Raw genomic sequence first — 6,986 nt, forward strand, 5'->3', positions numbered from 1 at the left:
TAAGGTTTATCGAAAAAATGAATTTTGCAGATATAAAAAAATAACCCACTCCTCCATATATTTGTTCGAAAACAATAAAGAAAGAAGATGAAAAAGATAAATGGTCACATAACCAACGGTAAAAAAGCCGTTGTTCTCTATTACAGCCACAAAGGAAAAACGGCCGCTTATGCCCGCGAAATAGCCATGTACCTTTGGTCGAAAGGCCTGAGCGTCAGTCTAAGTACCGTGTCGGATGCCACACCGGAGAAGCTGGCAGGATGCGACTTTCTGATTTCGGGCTGCTGGACTTGCGGATGGCTCATCATCGGACAACATCCGCACAGGCAATGGCAGGACTTCAGCCGACAGATACAACAGCTGGTGCAGGCCGACCGTACACTTCTTTTCACCACTTACCGATTCAGGACAGGCAGTATGTACATGCGCATGAAACGGACACTGAACATTCCACGAACATACCCTGTACCCTTTCTGAAATCGAAAACCGGACGCCTCACCGACGAGGACAAAACTCAATTGGACCATTTCATCGGTATACCCTTTATTCACTAACTATAAACGTAACATGGTATGAAAACTAAGAAACTGACCACTGCTGCAGGAGCACCTGTAGCCGACAATCAAAATGTAGCCACCGCAGGACGCCGGGGGCCGATGCTCTTACAAGATGTATGGTTTCTGGAGAAACTGGCACACTTCGACCGTGAAGTCATTCCCGAACGCCGTATGCACGCCAAAGGATCGGGAGCTTTCGGCAAATTTACCGTAACTCATGACATTACCCCCTACACCAAAGCCTCCATCTTCTCACAGATCGGCAAAGAGACGGAAGTTTTTGTACGCTTCTCGACCGTAGCCGGAGAGCGTGGAGCTGCCGATGCCGAACGCGATATCCGCGGATTTGCCATCAAGTTCTATACAGACGAAGGCAACTGGGATCTGGTAGGAAACAACACCCCCGTCTTCTTCCTGCGCGACCCGTTGAAGTTCCCCGATCTGAATCATGCCGTCAAGCGCGATCCGCGCACCAACATGCGCAGTGCACGCAACAACTGGGACTTCTGGACACTACTGCCCGAAGCACTTCATCAGGTAACTATCACCATGAGCGACCGCGGCATCCCGGCTTCGTACCGACATATGCACGGCTATGGCAGCCACACCTTCTCGCTCATCAATGCCGAAGGCAAACGAACGTGGGTAAAATTCCATTTACGTACCCAACAGGGTATCAAGAACCTGACCGATCAGGAAGCTGAAGCCATCATAGCCAAAGATCGCGAAAGCCACCAGCGCGACTTGTACGAAAGCATCGAAAAAGGCGACTTCCCACGTTGGACCATGTTCATCCAGCTGATGACAGAAGAACTGGCTGATAACTGTCCGTTCAACCCCTTCGACCTCACCAAAATATGGTCGCAGAAAGAATATCCGCTCATCGAAGTAGGCGTACTGGAACTGAACCGCAACCCCGAAAACTACTTCGCCGACGTAGAACAGGCAGCCTTCAATCCGGCCAACGTAGTGCCAGGCATCAGCTTCTCACCCGACCGCATGTTGCAAGGACGTCTCTTCTCGTACGGCGATACGCAACGTTACCGCTTGGGGGTGAACCACCATCAGATTCCTGTGAACCGCAGCCGTTGTCCGTTCCTCAATATGTACCATCGTGACGGACAAATGAGAGTTGACGGCAATTATGGCTCGACACTGGGATATGAGCCTAACAGCTATGGCGAATGGCAACAACAAGGCGAATACAAGGAGCCACCCCTCGAACTGGACGGAGCTGCCTACCAATGGGACTACCGCGAAGACGATTCGGATTACTATTCACAGGCCGGCGATCTGTTCCGCCTGATGACACCTGCACAACAACAGGTTCTGTTTGAAAATACAGCCCGTGCAATGGGCGACATTCCCGAAGAAATCAAACTTCGCCATATCCGTAACTGTCTGAAAGCCGATGAAAATTATGGTCGCGGCATCGCTCAGGCACTGGGCATCGACATAACTCATCCCGGACTGGTCGAAGCCTAACCTAATACTTTCAGCCCTCCAGCAAATCTTACATATAAAAAAGTAACCCAACAAAGACTGGAGGGCTGAAAAAAGTAAAAAAGCAGAGGTTTTTATTGAAATATTTCACTAGTTTTGCCAAGAACTATTTGATTCACAAAAAAGAACCTCTTATGAAAAAGTATCTCCTGCTCGCCCTGTTCGCCATCGGCATCATGGGCTTTCAATCGTGCCAATCGAAACAAGGACGTATCGACGACCTGAAAGACTTCGTAGAAGAAATCAATGAAGAAGGTAAGGATTATACCGCCGAACAATGGGAAAAAGCCAATGAGCAGTTTAGCAAACTACTCGACAAAATCAACTCGTACGAAGACCTCACTGAGGAAGAACTGAAAGAAGTGGCCAAATTGCAAGGTCAATATGCTGCCACCGTATTCAAGAATAGCGGGAAAGCCATCATGGAACAGATGGAAAAGGCTGGTGCTGCACTCGGTGGTTTCCTTGAAGGAGTGGACGAAGGACTGGAAAATCAGGAACAACAAACCAATCCTTAATTTTATAATTGCCAGAAACATCAAACTAAATAAACGTGTATATGAAACTATTGAAAGGTATCGTGGGCGGCCTCTGTCTGTGTGCGGCTATCGGATGTACCGCCCCCGCTTCGCAAAAAGAAAACACTGCGACTCCTGAAAGCCTCAGCCAGTCGGAAGCCGTTATTAAAACCATCATGGATCGTCGCAGCATCCGCCAGTATAAACCGCAACCTGTGAACCGCGACACCATGCAGACCATACTGAAATGTGGCATCAACGCCCCCAACGGTATGAACAAACAGTCGTGGGAAGTACGTGTAGTAGACAATCCGGAATTTATCAACGGCGTAACGGAACTCTACAAGAAGAGCAACCCCAAGGCAGCCGAAGACCCGTCGTTCAAAAACATGTTCCGCAACGCACCGACAGTAGTATTCATTGCCAATGCCCCGTCGTATGACTGTTCACAGATAGACTGTGGCCTGTTGGGAGGCAATATGATACTCACAGCACAATCTATGGGTATCGGATCGTGTTGCCTGGGCGGACCGGCACGTTTCATGAAATCACCCGAAGCTGCCGAATATCTGAAAAAACTAAACTTCAGCGAAGGCTACGAACTGCTATACTGCATTGCTTTCGGCTATCCGGACGAAGCGCCTGCCGCCAAACCGCGTAATGCAGAGAAAGTACAATTTATCGACTGAAAAAGGCACAAATAGTAAGTCTCTGGAAACTATTCAGGCACGAACTGCACAGATTGTTGCGGATGTCTTTCCTGGCTTCCGCATCGCTTCCGTGCAGTTCGTGCCTGAAAAAGTTTATCATCTTCTCATTCTCCAACCTTGCCACGGCATTGCTTTCTGAACTCGCGCGGCGTGCAGCCGTTCAATTTCTGAAATGCAGCATTAAAACTGCTGACCGAATTGAAGCCACACTCGAAAGCAATGTTCATCACTGCCTGATTACCTGTCACCAGCATCCGCTGGGCATGAGCAACCCGCTCCTCAATAATATGCTCCCCCAACGTAAGCCCGAAGGCTTTCTTGAACAGAGCATTCGCATAGTCGGGATGTAGCCCCACAGCAGCCCCGACATCGGTCACTTTGATAGGCTCCCTATAATTGCGTGCAATATAAATGGCCATCTGTTCTACCAGACTGATCTCACCCAAATATACAGACTGAGTTTCCAATTGTTTCCCCTTGGTCAAGCCTACTGCCATACGCAACAGACGCGCATGCAGCTCCAGTGTAGTAACCTCCTGAAAATAGGGTTTATCGCTCTCCGATGCCATTCGCCTCAGCAAATACTCGTCATAATCGACCTTACCTTGACGCCTTTCGTCATCCAGCAACACACCCCCGCGAAGCACCGCATCGGTAAAAGCTGATGGAAGCCGCCATTCCAGAAACAAGGAAAAAGGAATGGTGCAAACATAGTAAGGCGTATCAGACTCGTAATGCACAATTTGATGAGGAACCAGTCCCCAAAACACTGCCAATCGTCCACAAGGCACTACTACCCTGCGATCCTGAAATAAATAAGCAATGGAACCGGCAGGCACATAGTTCAGTTCTATCTCATTATGACGGTCGGGGCGCCGCATCAGATCGGGAGTCCACACCTCACACGTCAGCCCGTAAGGAGCAAACTCCTGACGGCGACAATCAAACCGGTACATCGGCCCTGTATGTTGCATATTCTCTTCAGGCATTTTCAGCAGTTTCTTCTTATGAAAAGTATAGAATGGCGTAAATTTACGCCATTCTTTCCGAAACACCTAACAATATGCACTGAATTAAAAATTGTTTTCCCATACAAAAGGTAGCAAACAAAACTCATAATATTGTCGCTGCAAAGCTAAAAAGCTGAAAGGGCTGTGTCGAAACCAATAATGTCTCGGCACAGCCCCTTCGCTTATTATATGAAAATACGTCGTTTAAGAGTTCTTGTTCGCACGCTTACGTTCTGTCTCATCAAGAATAACCTTACGCATACGCATGGACTTCGGAGTTACTTCCACATATTCGTCTTCCTTAATGTATTCCAATGCTTCTTCGAGTGAGAATTGTACGGGCGGAATCAGACGGGCTTTTTCGTCTGAGCCACTAGCACGCATATTGGTCAGTTTCTTCGACTTGGTCACGTTCACAACAAGGTCGTTATCATGCGAATGCTCGCCTACAACCTGACCGGCATACACTTCTTCTTGCGGGAAGATAAAGAACTTACCACGATCCTGCAATTTATCGATAGCATAGGCAAAAGCTGTTCCGCTTTCCATCGCAATCATGGAGCCGTTGGTACGACGTTCTATCTCACCCTTATAAGGCTGATATTCCTTGAAACGATGAGCCATGATGGCTTCGCCGGCACTAGCAGTCAACACATTAGTACGCAAACCAATGATACCGCGCGAAGGCATGTCGAATTCCAAGTTCACACGGTCACCCGCACTCTCCATCTTCACCATTTCTCCCTTACGGCGAGTCACCATATCGATAATCTTGCTGGCATATTCTTCGGGAACATTCACTGTCAATTCCTCGATAGGTTCGCATCTTACACCGTCTATCTCCTTAAAGATAACTTGCGGCTGACCTACCTGTAATTCATAACCTTCACGACGCATGGTTTCGATGAGCACCGACAGGTGTAACACGCCACGACCCGATACAATCCATTTACCATCTTCCTCGCTCTTCTTCACACGCAAAGCCAAGTTTTTGTCCAGCTCCTTCATCAAACGGTCGTGAATGTGGCGCGAAGTCACAAACTTTCCTTCTTTACCGAAGAAAGGCGAATCGTTAATGGTGAAAAGCATACTCATGGTAGGCTCATCGATAGCGATAGGCGGCAATGCTTCCGGATTTTCATAATCGCAAATGGTATCACCGATTTCGAATCCTTCGATACCCACCAGCGCACAAATATCACCCGACGATACTTCGGGCACTTTTACACGGCCCATACCTTCAAATGTATGCAGCTCCTTGATTTTTGTTTTTACAATGCTTCCGTCACGCTTTGCCAAGGACACATTCATGCCTTCACGCAACGTACCGCGATGAACACGTCCCACTGCTATACGACCGGTATAGGAAGAATAGTCAAGTGAAGTCACCAGCATCTGCGGCGTACCCTCCAGTTGTTCAGGAGCCGGAATATTCTCCAAGATGCAATCGAGCAACGGAGTAATATTATCCGTTGGCTTCTGCCAGTCGGTACTCATCCAGTTATTCTTGGCCGAACCGTAAATCACAGGAAAATCAAGCTGATCTTCCGTTGCATTCAGGCTGAACATCAGGTCAAATACCATTTCATATACTTCTTCGGGACGGCAATTGGGTTTATCGACCTTATTGACCACCACAATGGGCTTCAGACCAATCTGCAAAGCTTTCTGAAGCACAAAACGCGTCTGCGGCATCGGCCCTTCGAAAGCGTCCACCAGCAGGATACAACCGTCGGCCATATTGAGCACACGCTCTACTTCACCGCCAAAGTCGCTGTGTCCCGGAGTGTCGATAATATTGATTTTAGTACCTTTATAATTGATAGATACGTTTTTCGAAAGAATCGTTATTCCTCGTTCACGCTCCAAATCATTGTTATCCAGCATTAATTCACCCGTGCTCTGGTTGCTTCGGAACAGATTTCCGGCCAGCAGCATCTTGTCTACAAGCGTCGTCTTGCCATGGTCCACGTGGGCAATGATGGCAATGTTTCTGATGTTTTGCATACGAATACCTATTATTTTCAGGGTGCAAAGATAGTGTATTTTTTACGATTACCGTCCGGTATATGTCAAAAAGTCGCTTCCTTAACCCTCTAATTCTCTGTTTCCACACCCGTTTTTCCAATGTACAACCTTCAATCACTGCCATCCTTCCTGCAGGGATCGTTATTTGTCGCTTTAATTTTAACATTACAATCCGTTGTTACGCAATCGGGCACAAACACTCAACTATTTTCGACAAAAAAGAACATAGCAATCACTTTTTTGCCTGAAAGTCATTGCCATATCAAAGATAATATCTACCTTTGCAGCCCCGAAAGGGAATATTCAATAACTTTTTAATTAAACATTTTATGTATTTAGACGCTGCTAAAAAGCAAGAAATCTTCGGCAAGTACGGAAAGTCTAACTCTGATACTGGATCAGCTGAGTCTCAGATAGCTTTGTTTTCCTACCGTATTGCCCGTCTGACTGAGCACATGAAGCTCAACAGAAAGGATTATAGTACTGAAAGAGCCTTGACGATGTTGGTAGGTAAACGCCGTGCGTTACTGAACTACCTGTACAACCGCGACATCAATCGCTATCGTGCCATCGTTAAAGAGCTTGGCTTGCGTAAGTAATCACACTTGCGGCAATAGCATTAAAGCAAAAGAAGGTGTGTCAAAAAGCACACCTTCTTT

7 protein-coding genes are annotated in these 6,986 nt (G+C 47.3%); 5 read left to right on the forward strand and 2 right to left on the reverse strand.

Annotated elements, in window-relative coordinates; genetic code table 11:
- Positions 1-87: 87 nt before the first annotated feature.
- The 4 genes from Q3C19_RS04745 (at position 88) to Q3C19_RS04760 (ending at position 3,268) form a co-directional block, all read left to right on the forward strand.
- A complete protein-coding gene (locus tag Q3C19_RS04745) occupies positions 88-555 on the forward strand; it encodes a hypothetical protein (RefSeq protein ID WP_302727549.1) in 468 nt (155 codons plus the stop codon).
- A gap of 18 nt (positions 556-573) precedes the next feature.
- Positions 574-2,043, forward strand: coding sequence for a catalase (locus Q3C19_RS04750; RefSeq protein ID WP_302727551.1), 1,470 nt, complete (start codon positions 574-576; stop codon positions 2,041-2,043).
- A gap of 152 nt (positions 2,044-2,195) precedes the next feature.
- A complete protein-coding gene (locus tag Q3C19_RS04755) occupies positions 2,196-2,579 on the forward strand; it encodes a DUF6565 domain-containing protein (protein WP_277122046.1) in 384 nt (127 codons plus the stop codon).
- A 41-nt stretch (positions 2,580-2,620) separates the two neighbouring features.
- Positions 2,621-3,268, forward strand: a complete 648-nt coding sequence (locus Q3C19_RS04760; RefSeq protein WP_302727554.1) for a nitroreductase — start codon at positions 2,621-2,623, stop codon at positions 3,266-3,268.
- Positions 3,269-3,393: 125 nt separating this feature from the next.
- Here the strand turns inward: Q3C19_RS04760 and Q3C19_RS04765 are convergent, their stop codons facing one another.
- Entirely contained in the window at positions 3,394-4,278 is an 885-nt protein-coding gene (locus Q3C19_RS04765; protein ID WP_302727556.1) for a helix-turn-helix domain-containing protein, read from the reverse strand.
- Positions 4,279-4,503: 225 nt separating this feature from the next.
- Complete coding sequence (typA, locus tag Q3C19_RS04770) at positions 4,504-6,306, reverse strand: translational GTPase TypA (RefSeq protein WP_022161549.1); 1,803 nt, start codon at positions 6,304-6,306, stop codon at positions 4,504-4,506.
- A gap of 350 nt (positions 6,307-6,656) precedes the next feature.
- Between typA and rpsO the strand changes: the two genes are divergently transcribed.
- A complete protein-coding gene (rpsO, locus tag Q3C19_RS04775) occupies positions 6,657-6,926 on the forward strand; it encodes a 30S ribosomal protein S15 (RefSeq protein WP_022161550.1) in 270 nt (89 codons plus the stop codon).
- Positions 6,927-6,986: the final 60 nt, after the last annotated feature.

Source organism: Bacteroides sp. ET489 (genome assembly GCF_030518095.1).
GTDB lineage: Bacteria > Bacteroidota > Bacteroidia > Bacteroidales > Bacteroidaceae > Bacteroides > Bacteroides ndongoniae.